This is a genomic window from Bacillus sp. FSL M8-0025, assembly GCF_037975475.1.
GTDB classification, from domain to species: Bacteria; Bacillota; Bacilli; order Bacillales; family Bacillaceae; genus Bacillus; species Bacillus subtilis.
The window spans coordinates 3,485,910-3,509,257 of the sequence record NZ_CP150258.1 but is presented as its reverse complement, the minus strand read 5'-3'; the positions used below and the strand labels follow the sequence as shown (position 1 = coordinate 3,509,257).

23 protein-coding genes are annotated in these 23,348 nt (G+C 42.2%); 21 read left to right on the top strand and 2 right to left on the bottom strand.

The annotated features are described in order from the left end of the window. Positions 1 to 27 precede the first annotated feature (27 nt). The 10 genes from lytC (at position 28) to MKX38_RS18105 (ending at position 12,009) form a co-directional block, all read left to right on the top strand. Complete coding sequence (gene lytC / locus MKX38_RS18150) at positions 28 to 1,518, top strand: N-acetylmuramoyl-L-alanine amidase LytC (RefSeq protein WP_339187949.1); 1,491 nt, start codon at positions 28 to 30, stop codon at positions 1,516 to 1,518. A gap of 226 nt (positions 1,519 to 1,744) precedes the next feature. Next, positions 1,745 to 2,404: a sugar transferase gene (locus MKX38_RS18145; RefSeq protein WP_003242561.1), complete on the top strand. Its 660-nt coding sequence runs from the start codon at positions 1,745 to 1,747 to the stop codon at positions 2,402 to 2,404. A 55-nt stretch (positions 2,405 to 2,459) separates the two neighbouring features. After that, complete coding sequence (locus tag MKX38_RS18140; protein ID WP_160245019.1) at positions 2,460 to 3,911, top strand: MOP flippase family protein; 1,452 nt, start codon at positions 2,460 to 2,462, stop codon at positions 3,909 to 3,911. Further along, entirely contained in the window at positions 3,908 to 5,077 is a 1,170-nt protein-coding gene (locus MKX38_RS18135; protein ID WP_339187947.1) for a glycosyltransferase family 4 protein, read from the top strand. The genes MKX38_RS18140 and MKX38_RS18135 overlap by 4 nt, the downstream gene beginning before the upstream one ends. A gap of 61 nt (positions 5,078 to 5,138) precedes the next feature. Continuing rightward, entirely contained in the window at positions 5,139 to 6,524 is a 1,386-nt protein-coding gene (gene tuaD / locus MKX38_RS18130) for a UDP-glucose 6-dehydrogenase TuaD (protein WP_339187945.1), read from the top strand. Between the two features lie 84 nt (positions 6,525 to 6,608). Further along, positions 6,609 to 8,075 (top strand): teichuronic acid biosynthesis protein TuaE, encoded by a 1,467-nt coding sequence (tuaE, locus tag MKX38_RS18125; RefSeq protein ID WP_032726971.1) that lies wholly within the window; start codon positions 6,609 to 6,611, stop codon positions 8,073 to 8,075. 28 nt (positions 8,076 to 8,103) lie between these two features. Beyond that, positions 8,104 to 8,784, top strand: a complete 681-nt coding sequence (locus MKX38_RS18120) for a Wzz/FepE/Etk N-terminal domain-containing protein (RefSeq protein ID WP_017695313.1) — start codon at positions 8,104 to 8,106, stop codon at positions 8,782 to 8,784. Between the two features lie 23 nt (positions 8,785 to 8,807). Continuing rightward, positions 8,808 to 9,566 carry a glycosyltransferase family 2 protein gene (locus MKX38_RS18115; RefSeq protein ID WP_003242619.1) on the top strand — a complete coding sequence of 253 codons (759 nt, stop codon included), beginning with the start codon at positions 8,808 to 8,810 and terminating at the stop codon, positions 9,564 to 9,566. Between the two features lie 28 nt (positions 9,567 to 9,594). Further along, entirely contained in the window at positions 9,595 to 10,788 is a 1,194-nt protein-coding gene (locus tag MKX38_RS18110) for a glycosyltransferase family 1 protein (RefSeq protein WP_339189466.1), read from the top strand. Positions 10,789 to 10,932: 144 nt separating this feature from the next. Next, positions 10,933 to 12,009, top strand: a complete 1,077-nt coding sequence (locus MKX38_RS18105; protein ID WP_339187943.1) for an MraY family glycosyltransferase — start codon at positions 10,933 to 10,935, stop codon at positions 12,007 to 12,009. Between the two features lie 72 nt (positions 12,010 to 12,081). Here MKX38_RS18105 and tagV read toward each other — a convergent pair whose 3' ends face one another. Then, positions 12,082 to 13,257, bottom strand: a complete 1,176-nt coding sequence (gene tagV / locus MKX38_RS18100) for a polyisoprenyl-teichoic acid--peptidoglycan teichoic acid transferase TagV (protein ID WP_339187939.1) — start codon at positions 13,255 to 13,257, stop codon at positions 12,082 to 12,084. Next, a complete protein-coding gene (locus MKX38_RS18095; protein WP_003227979.1) occupies positions 13,257 to 13,910 on the bottom strand; it encodes a YigZ family protein in 654 nt (217 codons plus the stop codon). The genes tagV and MKX38_RS18095 overlap by 1 nt, the downstream gene beginning before the upstream one ends. A 216-nt stretch (positions 13,911 to 14,126) precedes the next feature. Here MKX38_RS18095 and degS point away from each other — a divergent pair, with 216 nt between their 5' ends. The 11 genes from degS (at position 14,127) to flgL (ending at position 23,325) form a co-directional block, all read left to right on the top strand. After that, positions 14,127 to 15,284, top strand: a complete 1,158-nt coding sequence (gene degS / locus MKX38_RS18090) for a two-component sensor histidine kinase DegS (protein WP_003227983.1) — start codon at positions 14,127 to 14,129, stop codon at positions 15,282 to 15,284. A gap of 82 nt (positions 15,285 to 15,366) precedes the next feature. Beyond that, a complete protein-coding gene (gene degU, locus MKX38_RS18085; RefSeq protein ID WP_003219701.1) occupies positions 15,367 to 16,056 on the top strand; it encodes a two-component system response regulator DegU in 690 nt (229 codons plus the stop codon). A gap of 97 nt (positions 16,057 to 16,153) precedes the next feature. Continuing rightward, a complete protein-coding gene (locus MKX38_RS18080; RefSeq protein WP_003244125.1) occupies positions 16,154 to 16,999 on the top strand; it encodes a DegV family protein in 846 nt (281 codons plus the stop codon). 105 nt (positions 17,000 to 17,104) lie between these two features. Further along, complete coding sequence (comFA, locus tag MKX38_RS18075; RefSeq protein WP_339187936.1) at positions 17,105 to 18,496, top strand: ATP-dependent helicase ComFA; 1,392 nt, start codon at positions 17,105 to 17,107, stop codon at positions 18,494 to 18,496. Positions 18,497 to 18,555: 59 nt separating this feature from the next. Continuing rightward, a complete protein-coding gene (comFB, locus tag MKX38_RS18070; protein WP_003227989.1) occupies positions 18,556 to 18,852 on the top strand; it encodes a late competence protein ComFB in 297 nt (98 codons plus the stop codon). Next, the gene (gene comFC / locus MKX38_RS18065) at positions 18,816 to 19,538 is read left to right on the top strand and encodes a comF operon protein ComFC (protein ID WP_003227991.1); all 723 of its coding nucleotides are present in this window, start codon (positions 18,816 to 18,818) and stop codon (positions 19,536 to 19,538) included. Before comFB ends, comFC begins: the two co-directional genes overlap by 37 nt. Before the next feature lie 73 nt (positions 19,539 to 19,611). Continuing rightward, positions 19,612 to 20,031: a TIGR03826 family flagellar region protein gene (locus MKX38_RS18060; protein WP_003227995.1), complete on the top strand. Its 420-nt coding sequence runs from the start codon at positions 19,612 to 19,614 to the stop codon at positions 20,029 to 20,031. Between the two features lie 80 nt (positions 20,032 to 20,111). Then, entirely contained in the window at positions 20,112 to 20,378 is a 267-nt protein-coding gene (gene flgM / locus MKX38_RS18055; RefSeq protein ID WP_003227997.1) for a flagellar biosynthesis anti-sigma factor FlgM, read from the top strand. Positions 20,379 to 20,393: 15 nt separating this feature from the next. Next, positions 20,394 to 20,876 (top strand): flagellar protein FlgN, encoded by a 483-nt coding sequence (gene flgN / locus MKX38_RS18050; protein WP_229762648.1) that lies wholly within the window; start codon positions 20,394 to 20,396, stop codon positions 20,874 to 20,876. 18 nt (positions 20,877 to 20,894) lie between these two features. Then, the gene (flgK, locus tag MKX38_RS18045; RefSeq protein ID WP_003228001.1) at positions 20,895 to 22,418 is read left to right on the top strand and encodes a flagellar hook-associated protein FlgK; all 1,524 of its coding nucleotides are present in this window, start codon (positions 20,895 to 20,897) and stop codon (positions 22,416 to 22,418) included. Between the two features lie 10 nt (positions 22,419 to 22,428). After that, positions 22,429 to 23,325: a flagellar hook-associated protein FlgL gene (gene flgL / locus MKX38_RS18040; RefSeq protein WP_003228004.1), complete on the top strand. Its 897-nt coding sequence runs from the start codon at positions 22,429 to 22,431 to the stop codon at positions 23,323 to 23,325. Positions 23,326 to 23,348 lie beyond the last annotated feature (23 nt).

Here is a 23,348-nt window from a genome sequence, read left to right as displayed (position 1 = left end):
TATAACGCCATTTAAGGAGGAAATCAATTGCGTTCTTATATAAAAGTCCTGACAATGTGTTTTCTGGGGCTCATACTTTTTGTGCCAACAGCTTTGGCCGATAACTCAGTGAAAAGAGTCGGGGGAAGCAATAGATACGGCACTGCTGTTCAAATATCAAAGCAAATGTATTCAACAGCAAGTACAGCTGTAATTGTTGGTGGGAGTTCTTATGCAGATGCTATTTCAGCAGCACCCCTTGCTTACCAGAAGAATGCGCCATTGCTTTACACTAATTCTGATAAGCTTTCATATGAAACGAAAACAAGATTGAAAGAGATGCAGACTAAAAATGTAATTATTGTAGGCGGAACACCTGCTGTTTCATCTAACACTGCTAACCAGATTAAAAGCTTGGGGATAAGTATTAAACGAATTGCAGGAAGCAACCGTTATGATACGGCTGCACGGGTGGCAAAAGCGATGGGTGCGACTTCAAAAGCTGTTGTTTTGAATGGCTTCTTATATGCAGACGCTCCGGCCGTCATTCCTTATGCAGCGAAAAACGGGTATCCAATTCTTTTCACAAATAAAACATCTATAAATAGTGCGACTACGTCTGTGATAAAAGATAAGGGAATTTCGAGTACCGTTGTTGTAGGAGGCACTGGAAGTATCAGCAGTACGGTATACAACAAGTTACCTTCTCCTACAAGAATTAGCGGTTCAAACAGATATGAGCTTGCTGCAAATATCGTACAAAAACTTAATTTATCAACAAGCACCGTATATGTAAGCAATGGATTCAGCTACCCTGACTCTATTGCAGGAGCTACACTGGCAGCTAAGAAGAAGCAATCTCTTATCCTTACAAATGGTGAAAATTTATCTACAGGAGCCCGTAAAATTATTGGAAGTAAAAACATGTCAAACTTTATGATTATCGGAAACACTCCTGCCGTAAGCACCAAGGTTGCTAATCAGCTAAAGAACCCGGTAGTTGGTGAAACAATCTTTATTGATCCGGGTCACGGTGATCAAGATTCAGGAGCAATCGGCAATGGACTCCTTGAGAAAGAAGTCAACCTTGATATAGCGAAAAGAGTCAATACAAAGCTAAATGCTTCAGGTGCTCTTCCAGTACTGTCAAGATCTAATGATACTTTTTATTCTTTACAGGAGAGAGTAAATAAAGCAGCTTCTGCGCAAGCAGATTTATTTATCAGTATACATGCAAATGCTAATGATAGCTCATCCCCAAATGGAAGTGAGACGTACTACGATACAACATATCAAGCCGCAAATAGCAAGAGACTGGCTGAACAAATTCAACCAAAGTTAGCGGCTAATCTTGGAACGAGAGACCGGGGAGTAAAAACAGCTGCTTTCTACGTTATTAAATATTCTAAAATGCCGAGTGTTTTAGTTGAAACTGCCTTTATCACTAATGCATCAGATGCAAGTAAATTGAAGCAAGCGGTTTATAAAGATAAAGCTGCACAAGCTATTCATGACGGCACAGTATCTTATTACAGATAATCGAAAGAGACAAATCTAATCACAGATTTGTCTCTTTTTTATATGAAATGATTAAAACAAATAGGACTTGTATATAAAATAGTAAAAGAGTATTAACAACATTTATCAGAAAAAACACGTAATTCACACTTCTTAACATACCATTTACATCCAATTAACATCCGTCTGCTAAACTGACTGGCATAGGTCATCATAACATCCCAAACAAATCGTGAGGTGTGTGTCAGTGAGTGCAGAGAAAAGCATGAATGTGAGTCGTGAATTCTCAGTTCAGCAAATACATTCTTTTACATTATCTGAAAAGACGGCTCGTTATTTGGCAATAAAGCGCGTAATGGATATTTGGTTTGCGCTCATTGGGTTGGCGATTGCGCTGCCAATGATTGCGGTATTTTCAATATTGATTTGTTTGGAGACGCCGGGGCCTGCCATTTATACGCAGGAACGCGTAGGGAAAGGCGGGAAACCATTTAAGCTTTATAAGCTTCGTTCCATGAAAATAGATGCCGAGAAGTCTGGGGCGGTTTGGGCACAGAAGCAAGATCCGCGGGTGACAAGGATCGGAGCTTTTATCAGAAGAACGAGAATTGACGAGCTTCCTCAGCTGTTTAATGTGCTGAAAGGCGATATGAGTATGATTGGCCCTCGTCCGGAACGGCCCGTATTTACGGAAAAATTCCAGAATGAGATTCCAGGCTTTACACAGCGTCTGGCTGTTAAACCGGGATTGAGCGGCTGGGCTCAGGTGAACGGCGGTTACGATATGACGCCGAAGGAAAAGCTGATATTTGATTTATATTACATTCGCAATCTGACTTTCACTTTAGAATTAAAAATTATGTTAAAAACTTGTAAAGTAGTTTGGACGGGTGATGGTGCAAGATAAAACGGGATTCCATTACTCACCATCAATCTGAGCTTAAAAAGAAGTAGGGAATATGATGCCAAGTATTACAAAACAAATCATGAGTGGTGCAAAGTGGACAAGTATTTCAACCGTGTGTATTACAATCATACAAATTGTTCAGTTTGCCCTGCTTGGAAATATGATGACCTTAACAGAATTTGGGCTTGTCGGCATGATCACAACGGTTACAGTTTTCGCCCAGATTGTGCTCGATATGGGTTTTGGCGCAGCATTAATTCAGAGAGACGACGCGACGGAGCGCCAGCTGTCAACATTGTATTGGCTTAACATTATGACGGGCGTTTTGCTGTTTGTTCTTTTATATGTGAGCAGTCCTGTCATTGCGGGATTTTATCAAAGAGAAGAGCTGGTGTTTCTGGTTCGGATTCTGGCGATTATGTTTTTGATCGCGCCAATTGGACAGCAGTATCAGTATATGCTGCAAAAGCAGCTGCATTTTAATACGTTAAGCAAAATAGAGATTTTTTCAAATGTATTGTCATTCGGATATTTAGCGATAGCGGTTTTTATGATGGATGCGATTTTGGCGTACGTGATTTCTCAAGTCTTGCTGCAGTCCAGTAAAGGGATTTTATATTGGGCTGTATACCGAAAAAAGTGGCATCCTGCTTTTGTTTTTGATTTGAGAGGCATGAAGGATTTCTTTTCTTTTGGAGCCTTTCAGCTTTCATCCCGTCTTGTGAACAGGCTGGGAGCAAATATCGACATGATTTTGATCGGCCGGTTTATTGGTGCTGAAGCACTGGGAATTTATAACCTCGCTTATCAGATTGTCACCATTCCGGTTTTGAAGATCAATCCGATTGTCACACGGGTGGCATTCCCTGTTTTCGCAAAAAACAAATATGAAAACAGCGTGATCAGAGAAGGCTTTCTGAATATGACAAAAATGCTGGCGCTTGTTTCGTTTCCGCTGTTAATCGGGCTCGTGTCGGTGTCAGACGCCTTTATCACAGCGGTTTTCGGAGAAAAATGGCTTGCTGCTGTTCCGATCCTAAATGTTCTGGCGATTGTCGGAATACTAAGAGTGCTCATGAATCCAAATGGATCTGTGTTGCTGGCTAAAGGAAGAGCAGACTTAGCATTTTATTGGGATTCCGGCGTTCTGCTGCTGTATGGATTATCACTGTTTGCAGCTGTACAGACGGGAAGCCTGCTGACAGTCGCATGGGTGTATGCCATTATCAGCGTTGTTAATTTCCTTATTGGGCGCTGGCTTTTGGCATATGTCATCAAGCTTAACCTTTCAGCTTATTTCCAGTCGATTATGAAGCCATTTCTGATTACTGCGGCGATGGGCATCATCGCGTTTGGTGTAAGCCTCAGTACCGAACACTTCAGTATGCAGGCAGAAATGCGGTTGGCCATTTCAGTTGCGGCCGGGGCGCTGTGCTATCTCTTTCTTTTGGTAAAAGCGTACCCTCAAACGAAAAGCAAACTACTAAGAAAAGGACGTTTGTCATGAAGATTTTGTGGATCACAAGCGTATATCCGAGCAGTATGAAACCCGGAGAGGGTGTGTTTCATGAGACACAGGTGCAAGAGCTGCAAAAACTCGGGCTTGATATCACTGTGATATGCCCACGGCCTTTTCATTCAGCACCTGTCCGCATGCTGAAAAAGACATATCGAAAAAAGGATGCCAGACCGGAGTATGAGATTAGAAAGGGAATACCGGTTTACCGGCCTTTCTATCGGGCAGTTCCCGGCCAGCTGAAGTGGGCGCAGCCTCATCGGAGAATCGCATCAGCCGTTTTAAAAACCATGAAACAATGCGACCTATATCCGGATCTGATCCATGCGCATTTTGCCATGCCATCGGGCGGGGCTGCGGCAGTCGTGTCAGAGTTAGCGCAAATTCCTTATGTCCTGACCTTGCATGGCAGTGATGTGAATGTCTATCCGCATTACAGCAAAGGAGCGTTTAAAGCCTTCAAGCGTGCCGTAGGTTCGGCATCAGTTGTTTTAGCAGTCAGCCACAAGCTTCAGGAAGAAGCCAAAAAGCTTTCGGGCTTTGACAGCTCGGTTTTGCCAATCGGCATACAGCTCAGCCGCTTTCAGGAGAATGAGGAGACGAAAGAGGAAATCAGAAAAAGACTCGGACTCCCGCTCGATCAGCGTCTGGCTGTCTATGTCGGCCGGCTGGTCAGAGAGAAAGGCATTTTTGAACTGTCTGAAGCGATAGAATCGCTTCAGGACTCTCCTAAGGCAGTCTTTGTCGGGGATGGTCCCGCAAAATCGACGCTGACGCAGAAGGGGCATATCGTCACAGGCCAAGTCCCAAATCATCAGGTAAGAGACTATTTGCTTGCGGCAGACCTATTCGTGCTTCCTTCTTACAGTGAGGGAATGCCGACTGTTGTAATTGAGGCGCTGGCGTTAAGGATTCCTGTCATCTGTACAGATGTTGGCGGAGTGGCATCTTTATTCGGAAAGCACCAGCATCTGCTGATTAAGCCGAAATCCGCTCAAGCCTTGGCAGAAGCGATCACTCGGTACGAACATGAGCAAATATGGAAGCCAGAAGTAGCAGATGACTTGTATGAAACCGTGCAGGCTCAATTTGACGCAGGAAAAAACGCCAAGGCCTTGCATCATCAGTATCAGACGGTCACGAAAACGTCCGTTTAATCGTAAGAAACTGCGACCAATATAAATAGGAAGATCATTTTACAGGAGAGGGATGAGCGCTGTGAAAAAAATAGCTGTCATTGGAACAGGTTATGTAGGACTCGTATCAGGTACTTGCTTTGCGGAGATCGGCAATAAAGTTGTCTGCTGTGATATCGATGAATCAAAAATCAGAAGTCTGAAAAATGGGGTAATCCCAATCTATGAACCAGGGCTTGCAGACTTAGTTGAAAAAAATGTGCTGGATCAGCGCCTGACCTTTACGAACGATATCCCGTCCGCCATTCGGGCCTCAGATATTATTTATATTGCAGTTGGAACGCCTATGTCCAAAACAGGTGAAGCTGATTTAACGTACGTCAAAGCGGCGGCGAAAACAATCGGTGAGCATCTTAACGGCTACAAAGTGATCGTAAATAAAAGCACAGTCCCGGTTGGAACAGGGAAACTGGTGCAATCTATCGTTCAAAAAGCCTCAAAGGGGAGATACTCATTTGATGTTGTATCTAACCCTGAATTCCTTCGGGAAGGGTCAGCGATTCATGACACGATGAATATGGAGCGTGCCGTGATTGGTTCAACAAGTCATAAAGCCGCTGCCATCATTGAGGAACTTCATCAGCCATTCCATGCTCCTGTCATTAAAACAAACCTAGAAAGTGCAGAAATGATTAAATACGCCGCGAATGCATTTCTGGCGACAAAGATTTCCTTTATCAACGATATCGCAAACATTTGTGAGCGAGTCGGCGCAGACGTTTCAAAAGTTGCTGATGGTGTTGGTCTTGACAGCCGTATCGGCAGAAAGTTCCTTAAAGCGGGTATTGGATTCGGCGGTTCATGTTTTCCAAAGGATACAACCGCGTTGCTTCAAATCGCAAAATCGGCAGGCTATCCATTCAAGCTCATCGAAGCTGTCATTGAAACAAACGAAAAGCAGCGTGTTCATATCGTAGATAAACTTTTGACTGTTATGGGAAGCGTCAAAGGGAGAACCATTTCAGTCCTGGGATTGGCCTTCAAACCGAATACGAACGATGTGAGATCCGCTCCAGCGTTTGATATTATCCCAATGCTGCAGCAGCTGGGCGCCCATGTAAAAGCATACGATCCGATTGCTATTCCTGAAGCTTCAGCGATCCTTGGCGAACAGGTCGAGTATTACACAGATGTGTATGCTGCGATGGAAGACACTGATGCATGCCTGATTTTAACGGATTGGCCGGAAGTGAAAGAAATGGAGCTTGTAAAAGTGAAAACCCTCTTAAAACAGCCAGTCATCATTGACGGCAGAAATTTATTTTCACTTGAAGAGATGCAGGCAGCCGGATACATTTATCACTCTATCGGCCGTCCCGCTGTTCGGGGAACGGAACCCTCTGACAAGTATTTTCCGGGCTTGCCGCTTGAAGAATTGGCTAAAGACTTGGGAAGCGTCAATTTATAAAAAGAAAAAGTGTTACTTGGTTGAAGCTGCCGGCTGCTAGGCTCGGCCGCTGGCTCCTGAAACATCAGGAAAGGGGTTAAACATGTGAGTATCAAACGATCAGCGGTCCATACGCTAGCGTTACTGGCCGCTGCTATATTTGGAGTCGTCCTATTGCTGGGAGCCATCCACAAAGATATAGGTTTCATGCAGATGGCTGCTGTGCTTGCGGTGTTGGCAATTGGCCTGTTTTTACTGACGCTTGCAACCGCATTTACAACAAAAGAACGGCTCTTTATGGCTGTAATCTATATTTTGATCGCCTGCACTTTTTTAAATAATGCATTTTTCGCTATTCATCTTGGATTTTTCAGTTTGTTCCTTTACCGGCTTCTGCTCATTGCAGCGGGTTGCCTTCATATTTTCGGCATGGTTCGGAATCGAACCCATATTGAAAGATGGCATGGGCTGCAAGTAAAAGGGATATTGCTCTTTTTCGCCTTTTGGTTTATATATGGCCTTGTTTCTCTGCTGTGGGCCAAGTCGGTAACAGTTGGCCTCAAGTATTTAGCCTTATTGGCAATGGGAATTTTCTTCATTTATCTTATTGTCATGTACGTGCAAAAAATGGAGCGGCTGATGATTGTTTATGCCATTTGGCTGGTGATGACGGTATTTCTGATGATCATTGGTTTTTACAATCATATCACCCACCATCATCTTGCGAGTTCCACATTGTACAGCGGACCGGAGTATAAGCAGCATTATCCGACATCGGTCTTTTTTAATCAAAATGACTTTGCGACCTTTTTATCCATCAGCTTCTTTTTTTACATCACGATGATGAAAAACATTAAGAATGGATACATCAAGGCAATTGGCCTTGTGCTCTCGCTCTGTGCGTTGTATTTAATTTTTGCCACTGGTTCAAGAGCCAGCCTTCTGGGTATTTTTGCAGGTATTGCTGTCTACATCTTCATTGTATTGCCGCCTGTTTTAAAGAAAATGGCTATATGGCTGTCGGCGGCGGGAATTGCTCTTTTCGCAGTTCTTTTCGCCAGCAAAATCTATTCAAAGTTTTGGGAGCTGTTTCTGGCCCCGCAGACGCTGCATTCATTTCATGACAGGCTTCCATCAAATGTGGCTCGGGCAAATCTGCTGAAAAACGCTTGGCATTTTTTCCTTGATTCATACGGATTCGGAGTCGGGGCAGGAAATGTATCCTATTATCTTGAGCATTATGCTGTATATGATACTGACAATGTGGCAGAGGTGCATAACTGGCTTGTTGAAATTCTTGCTAATTTTGGCTTGTTCATCATGCTGGGATATCTGTCCGTTTATGCCTACCTCATATGGGTGCTTTACAAGTTTTATGAAAGAAAATTAGAAAATCAGTCAAAACTGATCACAGAAGGACTTATTACCGCTATGGTCAGTTTCCTGGTATCAAGTATCAGCCCAAGCTCTGTTTCAAATTTATTTTTCCATTGGGTGTTTATGGCGCTCGTCATCGCCGCCGTGAATGTGTTAAGGCGATCCAGACAAATGCCTGAGCCGATGTACAGATAAACAGACTACAAAAAGCAGGGAGACTTATATGAACGATATATTGATAAGAATAGCCCGTCGCATAAAAAAAAATATCATTTGGATCATAGCGGTGCCAATTATATTAGGTGCGGCGGGGTATATCCTGCCGTCACAGATCGCTGATCAAAAGAGCTATACAGCTGAAGATACTTTGGCTGTGGGGAGCTATGATCATCCGGTTTATAACAGCACAGAAGAGATTCCGCTTCTGCTAAAGAGCGACTCTTTTTTGAAGGAGGCGCTTCCTGATGAAAAGGATGAAGATGTAGCAGAGATCAAAGAGAAGCTTACCATCAAAACGGAATCCAAATCGTTACTGACTTTAAGCTATAGCGACGAGGATAAGGATAGAACGGAATCTGTCTTAAACGCCATATCCTCCACCTTCCTCAAAAATGATCAAAAGCTGTATGCAGAAAGAGAAGCCGTCATCCGCAGCAGCATAGACGCCCTTGAAGGCGAGTCGGTGAGCGAGGATTCCAAAGTGGATAAAGAGAGATTTTTATATGAGCTCAAAAACACACAGCTTAACCTGAAAGCGGCAAGTGTTACTGATTCAGAAACCGTAAGTGAGACAGCAGGCGGCGGAATGTCTCCGAAAAAGAAAGCAGTTCTCGGCGTTATGATTGGCCTTACGATTGCCTTTATGTTCGTTGTCATTCCTGAATTTTTCAGGGAATCCTTTTAAAATCATACGATGGAGATGTGATCATGACCAATTGGAAACCTCTCGTATCTGTCATTACACCTTCCTATAATGCGCGTGACTATATTGAAGACACGGTTCATTCGGTATTAGATCAGAGCCATCCTCATTGGGAAATGATTATCGTGGATGATTGCTCAACGGATGGGACCCGCGACATTTTACAGCAGTATGAAAAAATAGACGAAAGAATTCATGTGGTGTATCTGGAAGAGAACTCCGGAGCTGCGGTTGCTCGCAACAAAGCGTTGGAACGCGCTCAAGGGCGCTACGTAGCATTTTTGGACAGTGATGACAAATGGAAAAAAGACAAACTGGAAAAGCAGCTTGAGTTTATGATGGAGCGCTCCTGTGCGTTTTCTTTCACGGGCTACAGTTTAATGGCGCAGGACGGGACCCCACTCGATAAATTTATTCATGCGCCGGAAAGCCTGACGTACGATGACGCCCTGAAAAATACAATTATCGGCTGCTTGACGGTGATGATTGACAGGGAGCAAACGGGACAGATCCAAATGCCGAATATCAGAACGAGACAGGACTTAGCCACATGGCTGTCTCTTTTAAAAAAAGGATTTACTGCCTATGGAATGAATGAATGCCTGGCTGAATATCGGCTTGTCAATAACTCAATTTCCAGCAACAAATGGAAGGCTGCGAAAAAAACGTGGTTTGTCTACAGGGAGATCGAACGGCTTCATTTTATGAAAGCAACATGGTGTTTTGTTCAATATGCAAAAAACGCGGTGAAAAAAAGATTATAGCCGCAAACAGAGAGAAAAGGTGATGAAGGTGGAAACAAAAGAAGCAATCATTCATGTCATCGTTGCCACTGCTGAATGGGGAAAAGACCAATTGAGATACAGAAGGCACCGGCTGGCAGAATTTTTAGCTGCTCAGGAGGAAACGAAGGAAGTTATTTGGGTATGTCCGGCTCCGCGTGCCCAAGGAAAAGAGTTTCAGGAAGTCCATTCTGGCATCAGGCAATTCGCTGTCAAAGACCTGCTGCAGAAAAAAATGTTTCGTTTCGGACGATATACAGATGTCTTTTACAGACATAAGCTCTCCCCATTACTCGATGAGCTTACATCTGCTTCTGCAAACGGTGAACGCTGCTGTTTATGGTACACGTTTCCGGGATTCCCGCTGCTGTCTTCGCTGTATCCTTGGGATCAGGTCATTTATGACTGTAGTGACTTATGGGCGGCGCCGATCAGCGGCCGATCAAATCTGCTGTCTGAATTCCGGCGAAAAGTCATTAAATCGGCAGAGCTGAGAATTATACAACGAGCAGATTCAATAACCTGTTCATCAGATTATCTTCACAAGGAAGTAGACAAAAAACTGACTGCAGGACGAGAAAAGGTTCATACTGTGGAAAACGGTGTGGAGTATGAGCTGTTTTCTGCACATAAACAAGCTCCCGATCGCAGTATACTGCAGGGGAGAGAAGGAACGGTGTTAGGCTTTATTGGCGGGATTAAACCGAAGCTCGATTTTAAAATGATTAAAGAAGCGGCACTGCAAAAGCCTGATTGGACATTTTTATGGGTTGGCCCGGATGCCACCAATGGTGATGTTTCGTTTCAAGAGCTGCTGAGGCTTCCAAATGTCATATGGACCGGCCCGGCAGATCCGAAAGAAGTTCCGCATTTTATGGAGCTTATCGACATTGGCATCATGCCATATAAACAATCACCGTATAATCAAGCTGTGTTTCCGCTGAAACTATTTGAATTTTTAGCGGCAGGAAAACCTGTCGTCGGCTCTAATCTCCCGTCAACCTCAAAAATGCAAAAGCCGTATGTATACGAATATGTAGAAGGTGATCATCCAATTGATTTTATAGCAGCTTGTGAAAAAGTTCTCGGACAAAACGGAGACGAAACCTATAAAGAAATGCGCCGAAACATCGCCCGGACACAAGATTGGAATTGCTTATTTAGACAAATTATGAAATATACAGGGATTCAAAAACATGCGTAGTCCTATAAATTGGGATGCGCGTTTTTTGATTATACGTGTTTCTTTTTGATGAAGCTTGTTATAATAACTAAGGAGAAGGTATAATGGAAGGAACGGTTCTCTATATAAATAAAGACTTCATTTAATTCCAAAGGAGACTTCTTTATGCTTGACGAACGCATGATTCGCATTGTTGTTGCGTTTATTGTCTCGCTGCTGACAGTTTTAATCATAACCCCAATCGTAAAAAGGATTGCGATTAAAATAGGTGCAGTTGACCAGCCCAGCAATCGAAAAGTACATGACAAAATCATGCCCCGCATGGGCGGGCTGGCCATATTTATCGGGGTGGTTGCAGGCGTGCTTGCATCCGGTATTTACACAGAAACAAGGATGACGGCAATTACAGCCGGAGCATTCATCATTATTGTGTTAGGTATTCTTGACGATAAATATCAATTAAGTGCAAAAGTTAAGTTTTTGATTCAATTAGGTGTAGCCATAATGATTGTAAGCACTGGCTTAAAAATGGACTTTTTCTCAGTACCTTTTTTAACAGAACGGTTTGAGTTAGGATGGATGGCTTATCCGCTGACGGTATTATGGATTGTCGGCATCACGAACGCAATTAACCTGATTGATGGATTGGATGGCCTTGCTGCCGGTCTTTCTGTTATCGGCCTGTCAACGATCGCTGTCATGGCGCTATCCGGCGGAAAAGTGCTCATTCTGTCACTCTCATTAGTCGTTATTGCCAGCACGCTGGGGTTTTTGTTTTACAACTTCCACCCGGCAAAAATCTTTATGGGAGATACGGGATCACTTTTTTTAGGGTATAGTATTTCGATTCTTTCATTATTAGGCCTGTATAAAAGTGTCACATTGTTCAGTATCGTTATCCCGATTATTATATTAGGCGTACCGATTTTTGATACAACATTTGCTATCATCAGGAGAATATTAAACAAACAGCCGATTTCAGCGCCTGATAAGTCGCATATTCACCATAGACTGATGGCCTTTGGCCTTTCACATCGGATGTCGGTCTTAGTTATTTATTTAATTGGATTTATTTTCAGTATCAGTGCGATAGTACTTAAAAGTGCCACAATTTGGCTTTCTTTGTTTATTATCTTCATTTTAATTATTTTTATGCAAATCATAGCAGAAGTGACAGGACTCGTGAATGAAAAATTTAAGCCGTTTACAAAGTTTTATAAACGGCTGGTGAAAAGGAATTAAAAATTCCGGCTTATGTGCCGGAGTTTTTTTTTGCGCAAAAATGCCCGATCCTCTAAAAGGACCGGGCATTTTTTAATAGGATGAATCAGTTGTTGAATTCGTTGTACTGTTGTTTGAGCTTGTGCTGCTGTCATTCGAATAGCTGCTTCCGCTCGTCGTCCCGTCAGTTGTTGTGCCAGTGCTGCCAGAACTGCTTGAGCTGTCAGTCCCGTCTGTTGAACTTCCGGTACCTGAAGTGCCAGTGCTTGTATCAGGAGTATAATCTAAATGCTCTTGAAGCGTTTTTCTGACTTTCTCGAGATTTGTAGCATCAGGTTCAAAGTAATATGTGTTGTTAGGCCCTAAATACAAATCAGAACCTGTAATGCTCAATGTGTCGATTTTTTTACTGGTAAAGCCGCTGTAAATCTGCTGAAGCGCTAAACCTTCAGTAATGCGAATATTAGTTTCAACGTTTTCGCTGGCTTTTTCTGCGATTTTATCAATTTTAGCAATGTTGCTTGCACTTGACATTCGGTCAATCAGCGCGTTTAAGATTTGTTTTTGTCTGTCATTACGGCCAAAGTCTCCGCGTTTATCCTGTTTTCTCATCCGGGCATATGCCAAGGCTTCTTCGCCGTTCAAATGCATCTCGCCTTTTTTGAAGTAAAGCCGCTTGCTTTCGTCTACATCACTTTTTTCATCGAAATCGAAAGGCACGTCTACATCAATACCGCCGACTTCATTAATCACATCTTTAAATCCGTCAAAATCAACTGTGACATATTTATCAATCGGGATTTGCAAGAAGTTTTCAACAGTTTCAACTGTCTCATCTTTACCGCCTTTGCTGTAAGCGGCATTGATCTTCGTCTTGCTCCCCGTTGTGTCACCGGCTAATTGCACACGTGTGTCACGCGGAATGCTCAGCATTTTCATGGTTTTATTTTTGGGATCCAGGGTAACAACAATAAGAGAGTCTGATCTCCCTTTTTGTCCTTTAGTCGCGTAATCCTCTATTCCCATAAATAAAATAGAAAACGGTTTTTTCTTCATGTCTACAACTTCGTTGCGAAGATTTGATTTATTCCCGCGGGATAGGGCATCGTACGATTCATCCGCAGCGTTAATGGTTTTATAAAGTTTATACCCGCCAAGCCCTACAACTACCAATAGTGCAAGGGCGAACAATAACATAATTCTTTTTAAAATTTTCCTGCGTTTGCTCTTTTTCTTTTTTCGCACACGCACTCTAACGCGTTCAGCCATTATTCAGTCTCCTTTATGTGATTGACGGCTTTTTCAAGATACGTCAACTCTCCCTCTTTAATATCACTCTTTCCATTTGTCAGTTCTGTCATCCATTCAGAAAAAGCGTTTGTTTCTTTTTCTTCGACGTATGTTTCGAATTCAACATTTTCTGAATAATGGATTTCCTTTAACAGAAATTGTGACTCCCTTAATTCATTTTCAATCTTGCCAAGCCATGTGTAATCTGCAGAAGTATGCATGATTCGCATAAGCTTCCGTTCTACAACACCTATATGATTTAATCCTTCAGACACTGATTTCCCATAAGCGCGAATTAATCCGCCAGCACCAAGCTTAATGCCTCCGAAGTAGCGTGTAACGACGGCGCAAGTATCCTTCAGCCTGCGTTTTTTTAAAACCTCGAGCATCGGCACTCCCGCTGTACCGCTTGGTTCCCCGTCATCATTGGCTTTTTGGATATGATCATTCTCGCCAATAACATAAGCCGAGCAATTATGAGTCGCATTCCAGTGCTGTTTCTTTATTTTCTGTATAAATTCCTGTGCCTCTTGTTCGGTAGAAACACGGCTTAAATGACAGATAAAACGCGATTTTTCTATAACAATCTCGTGTTCTCCTGCTTCTTTCACAGTAAAATAGCTGTGCAGCATGCTAGCTGACCCTCCTGCTAAGCATAAAAGACTGCCTATACAAATTCGTACAGTCTTTAGAATTTTTGTGCGTATTTTGGTATCATAAAGAGTAGAGAGTATATAAAAATGTTTTTTTCTAGAATATACGCATTCTTTCATTATAATTCGACATAATTTGCAGATCAATTACATTTATAATAAAAATATATGACAACGCCGTGACGGAGGGAAATTATGAATAAAACAAAGATGGATTCCAAAGTGCTGGATTCTATTTTGATGAAGATGCTGAAAACCGTTGACGGGAGCAAGGACGAAGTTTTTCAAATCGGGGAGCAGTCACGCCAGCAGTATGAACAGCTGGTTGAAGAACTGAAACAAATTAAACAGCAGGTGTATGAAGTGATTGAGCTTGGCGATAAACTTGAAGTGCAAACTCGCCATGCGAGAAACCGTTTATCCGAGGTCAGCCGTAATTTTCATAGATTCAGTGAAGAGGAAATCCGCAATGCTTATGAAAAAGCCCATAAGCTGCAGGTAGAATTGACGATGATCCAGCAGCGTGAGAAGCAATTGCGCGAACGGCGGGACGATTTGGAGCGCAGATTGCTAGGGCTTCAGGAAATCATTGAGCGGTCAGAATCATTAGTAAGCCAAATTACAGTTGTGCTCAACTACTTGAATCAGGATTTGCGCGAAGTTGGACTGCTTCTTGCTGATGCTCAGGCAAAACAGGATTTCGGCTTAAGAATCATTGAGGCGCAGGAAGAAGAGCGAAAAAGAGTCTCAAGAGAAATCCATGACGGACCCGCTCAAATGCTGGCGAATGTTATGATGAGATCGGAATTAATCGAGCGGATTTTCCGTGACCGGGGCGCAGAGGACGGATTCCAAGAAATTAAAAATCTACGCCAAAATGTTCGGAATGCCCTTTACGAAGTGAGAAGGATTATATATGATTTAAGACCGATGGCCCTTGATGACCTAGGCCTGATTCCAACTTTAAGAAAATATCTATATACAACCGAGGAATATAACGGGAAGGTCAAAATACATTTTCAGTGCATTGGAGAAACAGAGGATCAGAGGCTAGCGCCTCAGTTTGAGGTTGCGCTCTTCAGGCTCGCACAGGAAGCTGTGTCTAATGCGCTAAAGCATTCTGAATCTGAAGAAATTACAGTCAAAGTTGAGATCACAAAGGATTTTGTGATTTTAATGATAAAAGATAACGGTAAAGGGTTCGACCTGAAGGAAGCGAAAGAGAAGAAAAACAAATCATTCGGCTTGCTGGGCATGAAAGAAAGAGTAGATTTATTGGAAGGAACGATGACAATAGATTCGAAAATAGGTCTTGGGACATTTATTATGATTAAGGTTCCGTTATCTCTTTGACTATGATTTGTAAAATAGAGCCAAAAGGCATATTGACCGAATGCTAGAGTATATAGAACAATAATACAAGGAGGCGTGGCTTGTGACTAAAGTAAACATTGTTATTATCGACGACCATCAGTTATTTCGTGAAGGTGTTAAACGGATATTGGATTTTGAACCTACCTTTGAAGTGGTAGCCGAAGGTGATGACGGGGACGAAGCGGCTCGTATTGTTGAGCACTATCATCCTGATGTTGTGATCATGGATATCAATATGCCAAACGTAAATGGTGTGGAAGCTACAAAACAGCTTGTAGAGCTGTATCCTGAATCTAAAGTAATTATTCTATCAATTCACGATGACGAAAATTATGTAACACATGCCCTGAAAACAGGTGCAAGAGGTTATCTGCTGAAAGAGATGGATGCTGATACATTAATTGAAGCGGTTAAAGTAGTGGCTGAGGGCGGATCTTACCTCCATCCGAAGGTTACTCACAACCTCGTTAACGAATTCCGCCGCCTTGCAACAAGCGGAGTTTCTGCACACCCTCAACATGAGGTTTACCCTGAAATCCGCAGACCATTACATATTTTAACTAGGCGGGAATGTGAAGTGCTGCAGATGCTTGCAGACGGAAAAAGCAACCGCGGTATTGGTGAATCATTGTTTATCAGTGAGAAAACCGTTAAAAACCATGTCAGCAATATTTTACAAAAAATGAATGTAAACGACCGGACGCAAGCCGTTGTGGTCGCCATTAAAAATGGCTGGGTAGAAATGAGATAGTATAATAGGAGACTTGCCTTTTACTAGGCAGGTCTTTTTTTAGGCTGCCGTTTCCCTTACAATAGAGTTATAAAGCAATAAGGCAGGTATCGAAGCTATGAATATTGCAGTCGTAACAGACAGCACGGCATATATTCCGAAAGAAATGCGTGAACAACATCAGATACATATGATCCCTCTCCAGGTTGTTTTTAGGGAGGAGACTTACCGTGAAGAAATTGAGTTGGACTGGAAAAGCTTTTATGAAGAAGTGAAAAAACATAATGAGCTCCCGACGACTTCTCAGCCGCCAATCGGCGAGCTGGTTGCGTTGTATGAAGAGCTTGGCAAGTCTTATGATGCGGTTATCAGTATCCATCTTTCCAGCGGGATCAGCGGAACATTCAGCAGTGCAGCAGCGGCTGATTCGATGGTCGACAATATTGATGTGTATCCATTTGACTCAGAGATCAGCTGCTTGGCTCAAGGCTTTTATGCCCTTAAAGCTGCTGAATTAATCAAAAACGGAGCATCATCGCCGGAAGATATTATAAAAGAACTGGAAGAAATGAAAAAAACAGTTCGAGCTTATTTTATGGTAGATGACTTAGCCCATCTTCAGCGCGGCGGGCGATTAAGCAGCGCCCAAGCCTTCATTGGTAGTCTTCTAAAGGTAAAGCCTATCCTTCATTTTGACAATAAGGTAATTGTGCCTTTTGAGAAGATTCGCACACGTAAAAAAGCAATTTCGCGAATTTATGAGCTTTTAGACGAAGATGCGAGTAAAGGGTTGCCTATGCGAGCTGCTGTTATCCACGCTAATCGAGAGGAAGAAGCAGCGAAAATCATTGAAGAGCTTTCTGCAAAATATCCTCATGTTGAATTTTATAACAGCTATTTTGGCGCGGTAATCGGCACTCATTTGGGTGAAGGTGCGCTAGGAATTTGCTGGTGTTTTAAATAAGGCCAAATCTCCGTTTTTAGAGCGGAGATTTTTTTATATTCCTATTTTGATTGTTGGACAGAAAATATTCATTCAGGCATACTGTCTCGAAAGGAGGCGTGCTATGTGAATGTGCCAGTTGAAAAAAACAGTTCCTTTTCAAAAGAATTGCAGCAGACGCTTCGAAGCCGTCATTTGCTCAGGACTGAGCTCTCATTTTCCGATGAGATGATTGAATGGCATATCAAGAATGGATATATCACTGCTGAAAATTCTATATCCATAAATAAACGGAGATATAGATGTAATAGGTGCGGACAAACTGATCAGCGGTATTTTTCTTTTTATCACTCATCTGGAAAGAATAAGCTGTATTGCCGTTCCTGTGTCATGATGGGCAGAGTGAGTGAGGAGGTTCCTTTATATTCATGGGAAGAGGAAAATGAACCAAACTGGCAGTCAATTAAACTGACATGGGACGGCAAGCTTTCAAGCGGACAACAAAAAGCCGCCAATGTTTTAATTGAAGCAATATCAAAAAAAGAAGAGCTCCTCATCTGGGCGGTTTGCGGCGCTGGCAAAACAGAAATGCTGTTTCCTGGTATAGAATCAGCGTTAAATCAAGGACTGCGTGTATGTATTGCAACACCTCGCACCGATGTTGTATTAGAGCTTGTTCCAAGGCTCAAGGCTGCCTTTCAGGGTGCTGACATTTCAGCGCTTTACGGAGGAAGCGATGACAAAGGGCGGCTATCGCCGCTTATGATTTCCACTACGCATCAGCTTTTGCGATATAAAGATGCAATCGATGTTATGATCATTGATGAAGTTGACGCTTTTCCATATTCTGCTGATCAAACCCTTCAATTCGCTGTTCAAAAAGCAAGAAAGAAAAACAGCACCCTCGTTTATTTAAGTGCAACACCTCCTAAAGAATTAAAAAGAAAAGCACTGAACGGACAGTTACATTCAGTTCGCATCCCCGCAAGACACCACCGGAAACCTTTACCCGAACCGCGCTTTGTATGGTGTGGAAACTGGAAGAAGAAATTAAACCGAAATAAAATTCCGCCAGCGGTGAAAAGATGGATAGAGTTTCATGTAAAAGAAGGGAGGCCTGTTTTTTTATTCGTTCCTTCCGTTTCTATTCTGGAAAAGGCTGCTGCGTGCTTTAAAGGTGTTCATTGCCGAACCGCATCTGTGCACGCGGAAGACAAGCATAGAAAGGAGAAAGTGCAGCAATTCAGAGATGGTCAGCTCGATCTATTAATCACAACAACAATACTGGAAAGAGGCGTCACAGTCCCCAAGGTGCAAACGGGTGTACTAGGAGCGGAATCGTCTATCTTTACGGAAAGCGCACTTGTTCAAATTGCAGGAAGAACCGGCCGGCATAAAGAATATGCGGACGGCGATGTCATTTACTTTCACTTCGGCAAAACAAAGAGTATGCTCGATGCAAGAAAGCATATAAAAGAAATGAATGAATTGGCAGCAAAAGTTGAATGTACAGACTAGCCATTATTTGAAAACGTGGTACAGTATACTCATATAACCGATGATGAGGAGCTGTAAAAATGCTTGTCAATTCAAAAGAAATCGTAATGAAAGAACTGCTCGACCGATATATGGACCAGCTTCATATGGCCTGTACTTGCCAAGTATGCCAAAACGATGTATTGGCACTTTCTTTAAACAAAGTGAGTCCATCCTACGTTACTGATTTTAAAAAGATCGCATATACGAAAGCTGAGCTGGTAGATAAACAAAAAAACACAGCAATGCTTGTCATTTTGGCTGAATCTGCTGCAGTAGTTTCAGAGAGTCCAAGCGATTTATGTCAAACGAAGCAGGAGGAGGCATTCATAAACTGATCTGTTTATTATGTGATTCGCAATTTTCTCAAGATGTTACATGGAGAGCCCTTTTTTTACTAAAGCCTGATGAAAAGGTTTGTTATTCTTGCAGAAGCAAATTAAAGAAAATCACAGGACATATCTGCCCCCTGTGCGGCAGACCTCAATCTGTTCATGCCGTATGCAGGGATTGCGAGGTGTGGAGAACAAGGATCAGAGACAGTTTGCTATTGCGTCAAAACCGTTCAGTTTACACATATAATGATATGATGAAAGAAACGCTCTCCCGTTTTAAATTTAGAGGAGATGCAGAAATCATAAATGCATTTAAAAGTGATTTTTCTTCAACCTTTTCTAAGGTTTACCCCGATAAGCATTTTGTTCTTGTACCTATTCCGCTGAGCAAGGAACGGGAAGAAGAGCGCGGATTTAACCAGGCACATCTCTTGGCAGAATGTTTAGACCGGCCTTCCCACCATCCCCTCATTCGCCTGAATAATGAGAAACAGTCAAAGAAAAAGAAAACAGAACGCCTGCTGTCAGAGTGCATTTTTGATACAAAAAATAATTCAGCAGAAGGTATGAATATCATTTTAATAGACGATCTTTATACAACAGGCGCCACCTTGCACTTCGCAGCCCGCTGCTTATTAGAAAAAGGAAAAGCCGCTTCAGTGTCATCTTTTACCTTGATCAGAAGCTAAATGATTCTGTTTTTATGCCGATATAATCACTAGAAATTGACACAGGCATATTATCTAATAAGGAGAAAAAAAGATGGGAGAACTGGCTAATTGTCCGAAATGCAATGCTTTATTTTTAAAAACAAAGCTGCAAACCGTATGTCAGGCGTGTATTAAGGAAGAAGAAAAATCATTTGAGACTGTCTATAAATTTTTAAGAAAACAGGAAAACCGGCAATCAACTTTGAGCCGGATAACTGAGGAAACAGGTGTGGAAGAAGAGCTGATATTGAAATTCATCAGGCAGAAGCGAATTCAGATCACTCATCTTCCTAATTTGGCATACCCTTGTGAAAGGTGCGGGACATCGATTAGAGAAGGCAAGTTCTGCAAGGCTTGCCAGTCCGATATTAAGGATCAAATGGATCATTTGAACCACGAGGATGCTCTGAAAATCGAGAAAGAAAATAGTAAAAAAGACACATACTATGCCTATAATACCAAAAACAGCTGATTCCCTAAACTAACTGAAAACGCAGTCGATAAAAGGGTTAAGATTGTTTAAAGACTGCAACGGAAAGCGAGAGGAATCCTATGAAAATCAATCAATTTGGAACACAATCCGTTAATCCATATCAAAAAAATTATGATAAGCAAGCGGTGCAAAAAACTGTTGCACAGCCTCAAGATAAAATTGAAATTTCATCACAGGCTAAAGAAATGCAACATGCATCCGACGCAGTCACTGGTTCACGACAGGAAAAAATTGCGCAGCTTAAAGCGCAAATTGAAAACGGGTCATACAAAGTAGACGCAAATCATATTGCGAAAAATATGATTAATTTTTATAAAAAGCAATAAAAAAGGAGAAAGCCCATGTCAGCGAAGGCAATTATTGAACAATTGAAGCGACTTTGCGTTCTGCATGAGCACCTGCTCACGCTGTCTGAAGAAAAGACGGAAGCGCTCAAAGCCGGCAAAACAAAAGAGCTTTCTAACATTTTGACAAAAGAGCAAAAATATATTCAAGCGATCACGCAGACAGAAGATGACCGGATCAAAACAACTTCGGCCTTTCTCGGATATAGCGAAAATAATACTATTTCCGCATGTATCGCCAAAACCTCAGGCAGTGAAAAGGAAGAGCTGGAACAACTATACGAATCTCTTTCTCAAGTTCTCGGACGTCTGAAAAAAGTAAATGAGATGAATAGGCAGCTGACAAGAGACGCGCTGCAATTCATCTCTATTTCGTACGATATGCTGGTTCCTAAGGAAAATAACTTCAATTACAGCAAATCAATTAAAGCTGAGCTGCCGAAGAGCAGCCGAATGAAACTTTTTGATTCAAAAGCTTAGCAGAAAGGAATTCAGAAAATGACATCTACCTTTATGGGGCTTGAAACTGCAAGGCGGGCGTTAAGCGCTCAGCAGGCAGCTTTAAGCACTACTGCAAATAACGTGGCAAATGCCAATACTGATGGTTATACAAGACAGCGGGTCTCATTGGAGGCAACTGACTATTTCCCTGCTGTATCTAAAAATGCAGAAAAAACAGCGGGACAAATGGGTACGGGCGTTCAAGGAAAATCAGTTGAGAGAATAAGAGATATCTTTCTTGACTACCAATACCGTCTTCAAAACAACAGTGCCGGATACTATGACACGAAGGCAAAAGCGCTGTCCCAAATGGAAGGCGTTTTAAATGAAACGGATGACAGCGGCTTGAACAGTGTGCTCAATTCGTTTTGGAATTCCCTGCAGGAATTATCGAATAATACAAATGAAGAAAGTGCACGTTCTGTTGTTGCTCGAAAAGGACAAGCTGTAGCTGAAACGTTTAATTATATTTCTGAATCACTTACAAATGTCCAATCGAATTTAAAAGCAGAGCTAAATACAACTGTGTTGGATGTCAATTCTCTGCTTTCTCAGTTAAACAGTTTAAATAAGCAAATTGCACAAGTAGAGCCGGTCGGGCTTCTTCCGAATGGCTTATATGACCAGCGAGATTTGCTGATCGATAAATTATCCTCAATGGTTGATATCAAAGTCAGCTACAACAAATCAGGCGGGAATGCACTTGCATCTGCTGAAGGAACTGTATCAATTGAAATCCTTGATAAAAATAAACAGTCGCTAGGAACTGTTTTGGACGGTAAAAATTACGAGGTTTCAGAACTTGCAGCCAACTATGATAATGAAACTGGGTTAGTATCAAGTATTTCAATCGGGGATACAGCTGTACAGGCGGAGTCCTTTAGCAGCAAGGGATCCCTTTTAGGGTTTATAGAGTCTTATGGGTATATAACAGCAGATGGCCAAGAAAAGGGCGTATACCCGGAAATGCTTTCTGATCTTGACAATATGGCGCTTGAATTCGCGAAAGCTTTCAATGAAGTGCACAGAAATGGTGTGACCAAGAGCGGTGAACAAGGCGGAGACTTTTTTGATTTTACTGGCGGTGAAACTGAACCTGCCAAGGGCGCGGCGGGCAAGATCAAAGTGGCTGACAGCATAATAGATTCAAAAGGCGCAAACATTGCTTTCTCACTGACTGGCGCAGCCAACGATAACGCAAATGCTACAAAATTAGCAAATGTTTTAACCGGTAAAATAACCATTAACGGTAAAGAAACTAGTGTTTTAGATTATTATGCGGGTCTGATTGGCGAGCTAGGGATCGAAGCTCAAGAGGCTAATCGACTGGCGTCTAATACAGAAACACAGCTGAATGATGCTGACATAAACCGTCAGCAAATGAGCGCAGTTTCTTTAGACGAAGAAATGACGAATATGATTCAATTCCAACACGCATACAATGCAGCTGCAAGAATGGTGACTTTACAAGACGAATTGCTTGATAAAGTGATCAACGGCATGGGTGTTGGAGGAAGGTAGGTAGAGTCACATGAGAGTAACACAAGGCATGATACAGCAAAACTCACTGAGATATATCGGTTCGAGCTACTCGAAGCTGGATAAACTCCAGTCGCAGATTTCTTCAGGGAAAAAAATCTCAAAAGCTTCCGACGATCCTGTAGTAGCAATGAAAAGCTTAAAGTATAATACGCAACTGTCTCAAGTGCAGCAGTACAAAAGCAATGCTTCTCAAGCCTTTACCTGGCTCGAAAACACAGAAACAAACATTACAGAAGGAATTGACATCTTGTCAAAGGTCAGAGAATTAGCGGTTGAAGCTCAAAATGATACAAACGGCGAGCCGGAGCGGCAAGCGATTGGCGTAGAGGTAAAGCAGTTAAAGGAACAGCTTTTAAATATTGCGAATACACAAGTGAACGGCAGATATATCTTTAATGGCACAAATTCAGATAAGCCTCCGGTTACAGATAACGGAGACGGAACTTATACAATTTCTGATACAGCTGATGTCGTAGTCAATATATCAAATAATATGTCATTGAAAGTGAATTCAGATCCAAAGTCAGCTTTTGGAGGCACTTCTGAAAGCGGGCAGAATGTATTTGAAATGCTTGATTCTTTTGAGAAAGCACTAAATTCTGGTTCGCTAGATGGCATGGACAGTGTTTTAAATGATATTGATCATTTTTCTGACGGCATGAGCGCTGAACGATCTGATCTTGGAGCGAGATATAATCGTCTTGAACTGGTTAATACAAGACTGTCAGCGCAAGAAGAAACAGCTACCAAAGTGTTATCAGACAATGAAGATGTAGAACTGGAAGAAGTAATAACTGAATTTATTGCGCAGCAAAGTGTGCACAGGGCTACTCTGGCCGTTAATGCGCAAATTGTTCAGCCTACATTGATTGACTTTTTAAAGTAAGCGGCTCTTAGGAGTTCGCTTTT